Genomic DNA, 2932 nt, shown 5'->3' with positions numbered 1-2932 from the left:
GGGGGGGGGGGGGGGGGGGCGGGGGTGTTTGGGGGGGGGTTTCGGGGGGGGGGGTGTGGGGGGGGTGGTGGGGGGGGCCCTGCCCCGGCGGCCCCACACGCTTTACAGCTTGTAGCCGGAGTGGATCGAGACGATGCCGCCGGTCAGGTTCTTGTAGTGGCAGCGCTCGAAACCGGCCTGCCCCATCATCGCCTTCAGCTCTTCCTGCGGCGGGTGCTTGCGGATGCTCTCGGCCAAGTACTGGTAGCTGTCCGAATCGTTGGCGAACAGCTTGCCCAGCTTCGGCAGGATCCTGAACGAGTGGAAGTCGTAGATCGGCTTGAACCAGTCGGCGGTGACCTCGGAGAACTCCAGCACGCGGGCCTGGCCGCCCACCTTCAGCACGCGGTACATCTCGCGCAGGCCGGCGTCCTTGTCGGTCACGTTGCGCAGGCCGAAGGCGATCGTCACCAGGTCGAAGCTGTTGTCCGGGAACGGCAGGGCTTCGGCGTTGCACTGCACGTAGTCCAGGCCGAGCACCAGGCCGCGGTTGGTCAGGCGGTCACGGCCGACCGACAGCATGCCGGCGTTGATGTCGCCCAGCACCACCGAACCTTCGGCGCCCACGCGCTCCTTCAGCAGGGCGGCGATGTCGCCGGTGCCGCCGGCCAGGTCGAGCACGCGGTCACCCGGCTTCACCTGCGCGGTGGCCACGTAATAGCGCTTCCAGGCCCGGTGCACGCCGAGGCTCATCAGGTCGTTCATCAGGTCGTAGCTGCGCGCGACCGAGGTGAACACCTCGCCGACAAGCTTCTGCTTGTCCTTGGCGGCCACGTCGCGGAACCCGAAATGGGTGGTACCGGATTTGTAGGGGGATTCGCTCATGACCCTGATTATCGCACCGCCGGGGCCGCTTCGGGGTAACCGCGCCTTATCATGGCGGCCCATGACCCACCGGAGCCCCGCATGATCACCACGCCCGACTACCAGGCCCTGCTGCAGACCGCCATCGCCGAAGCCCGACAGGGCCTGGCCGAGGGCGGCGTGCCGATCGGCGCGGCGCTGTACCACAACGATGGCCGCCTGCTTGGCTGCGGCCACAACCGCCGCGTGCAGGAAGGCGATCCGTCCGTGCACGGCGAAACCGATGCCTTCCGCAGGGCCGGCCGCCAGCGCCGTTACCAGGACACCATCATGGTCACCACCCTGGCACCGTGCTGGTACTGCTCGGGCCTGGTGCGCCAGTTCAACATCGGCACCGTGGTGGTGGGCGAATCGCGCACCTTCCAGGGCGGCATCGCCTGGCTGCGCGAAAACGGCGTCAACGTGATCGACCTGGACAGCCAGGAATGCGTGGACCTGCTGGGCGGCTTCATTGCGCAACATCCGGAAATCTGGGACGAAGACATCGGCGAATAAGCGCCGCGTTTCCGTTCTGCGCGCAGCTACATGAACGCTTCAGAGCCGGCACAGCCTTGTGCCGGCGAGCCTCTGCGCACCTTGATGTGCGCTGGCGCACAGTCAGCTGGATAAGCCGCACACGCGCTGCTAACACCCCCTTCGCACGGCGCGCCTAGGGTGGAATCACCGGGGCCCCTTGTCCCGGCGGAGCAAGCCCATGAGCGCGCACGCCGTACATCCCCTGCCCGACCCGGCCCTCGCCGGCATCCGCGACCGCTTGACGCAGCAGTTCGCGCTGCATCGCCGTGGCGCGCGGTTCTGGGCCGCCTTCCAGGACATGCAGCAGGAAATCACCCGCGATCATCCGCGCGACAGCGTACGCCTGTGCAACGCGATGGCCGACATGGCCGAAGACCTCGGCGCCGTTGAACACGCCCAGCTGATCGATGGCAACACCGGCTGCACACCGCGCTGACGCTGCATGCACCGGCACCTGCGCACACTGCGATTAACCCCCACTCCCTGCCACCCCAACCGAACTGGAATGCCATGCACGCTGAAGTCCCCGCTATCCCACCGGTCATCGACGTTGATGCAGAGCTCGATCACTGGCGCCGGCAGCATGCCGACGGTGCCCTGACGCACAACTCGTTCGGCTCCTACGTGCCGTGGATCAAATTCGCCTGCGATTCGCTGATCACCCAGCCGCGCGCCAGCAACGCCGAGCGCGATGAAACGTTCCAGACCCAGTACGCCCTGCAGATCATGCCGCGCCTGACCGAATCGCAGGCCCGCGAGTTCGTCGACCGCTGCTGGCAGCACGTCTACCAGACCAGCCGCGTGCGCCTGCAGGACGCCCCGCGCCTGCGCGCCTGAGTCTCTCCGCGGCTGCACGGCCCGTGCACGGGCGGCTGCCGATCATCGTCGTCACCTGGGTGGAACGACGACGATGAAAGCAAGAACCCTGTTCAATACGATCGCCAAGAAGGCCGCGGCCGCCACCGGCTCGCCGTGGACCTTCCTGGCCGCAGTGGCGATCGTGGTGGTGTGGGGCATCAGCGGCCCCGTGTTCGGCTTCAACGATACCTGGCAGCTGGTGATCAACACCGGCACCACCATCATCACCTTCCTGATGGTGTTCCTGATCCAGCACACGCAGAACTCGGATACGGCAGCGATGCAGATCAAGCTGGACGAGCTGATCCGCGCCACGGCCGAGGCCAACAACGAGCTGCTGGACCTGGAAGAAATGGACGAAGAACGGCTGGAGGAAATCCGCGCCGAGTACGAGCGCATGGCCCGCGAGGCCGGCGATGCCCTTGCCCGGGTACGCTCCTGCCGCGCGGCGCCGCGCGATGATGAAGCCGTTTGACACCAGACGGTAGCGCCGGGCCCTGCCCGGCGAGCGCGAAGCGCGGCCTATGTCCGATGCCATGAACGCCCACGCTCCGGTAGCGGCGGGGCCGGCCCGGGGCGCGCGGCGCGCGGCCGGGGGCCGGGGGGGGGGGCCCCCGCCGGAAGGCCCCCGGCCTGGGCCGGCGGGGGCCCCCCC

5 protein-coding genes are annotated in these 2932 nt (G+C 68.1%); 4 read left to right on the top strand and 1 reads right to left on the bottom strand.

Annotated features, from left to right (window positions below):
• Positions 1–102: 102 nt before the first annotated feature.
• Positions 103–864 (bottom strand): bifunctional demethylmenaquinone methyltransferase/2-methoxy-6-polyprenyl-1,4-benzoquinol methylase UbiE, encoded by a 762-nt coding sequence (gene ubiE, locus ACVOK1_RS20405; protein ID WP_079223406.1) that lies wholly within the window; start codon positions 862–864, stop codon positions 103–105.
• Positions 865–945: 81 nt separating this feature from the next.
• On the opposite strand from ubiE, the gene ACVOK1_RS20400 reads away from it, so the two are divergent.
• From ACVOK1_RS20400 to ACVOK1_RS20385, 4 genes are all read left to right on the top strand, one after another.
• The gene (locus ACVOK1_RS20400) at positions 946–1398 is read left to right on the top strand and encodes a nucleoside deaminase (protein WP_481563090.1); all 453 of its coding nucleotides are present in this window, start codon (positions 946–948) and stop codon (positions 1396–1398) included.
• A 199-nt stretch (positions 1399–1597) separates the two neighbouring features.
• Positions 1598–1855 carry a hypothetical protein gene (locus ACVOK1_RS20395; RefSeq protein ID WP_200752686.1) on the top strand — a complete coding sequence of 86 codons (258 nt, stop codon included), beginning with the start codon at positions 1598–1600 and terminating at the stop codon, positions 1853–1855.
• Between the two features lie 74 nt (positions 1856–1929).
• The gene (locus tag ACVOK1_RS20390; protein WP_200752687.1) at positions 1930–2256 is read left to right on the top strand and encodes a hypothetical protein; all 327 of its coding nucleotides are present in this window, start codon (positions 1930–1932) and stop codon (positions 2254–2256) included.
• A 73-nt stretch (positions 2257–2329) separates the two neighbouring features.
• Entirely contained in the window at positions 2330–2752 is a 423-nt protein-coding gene (locus tag ACVOK1_RS20385; RefSeq protein ID WP_108770045.1) for a low affinity iron permease family protein, read from the top strand.
• Positions 2753–2932: the final 180 nt, after the last annotated feature.

It is taken from the genome of Stenotrophomonas sp. STEN087 (assembly GCF_056759115.1).
The sequence above is the reverse complement of the archived record's forward strand: the minus strand, read 5'-3'. Positions and strand labels throughout refer to the sequence as shown.

What these genes read in the sequence shown, in the direction of transcription:
- ubiE (WP_079223406.1), bottom strand. Translation starts at nt 864, where the DNA reads ATGAGCGAATCCCCCTACAAATCCGGTACCACCCATTTCGGGTTCCGC.
- ACVOK1_RS20385 (WP_108770045.1), top strand. Translation starts at nt 2,330, where the DNA reads ATGAAAGCAAGAACCCTGTTCAATACGATCGCCAAGAAGGCCGCGGCC.
- ACVOK1_RS20395 (WP_200752686.1), top strand. Translation starts at nt 1,598, where the DNA reads ATGAGCGCGCACGCCGTACATCCCCTGCCCGACCCGGCCCTCGCCGGC.
- ACVOK1_RS20400 (WP_481563090.1), top strand. Translation starts at nt 946, where the DNA reads ATGATCACCACGCCCGACTACCAGGCCCTGCTGCAGACCGCCATCGCC.
- ACVOK1_RS20390 (WP_200752687.1), top strand. Translation starts at nt 1,930, where the DNA reads ATGCACGCTGAAGTCCCCGCTATCCCACCGGTCATCGACGTTGATGCA.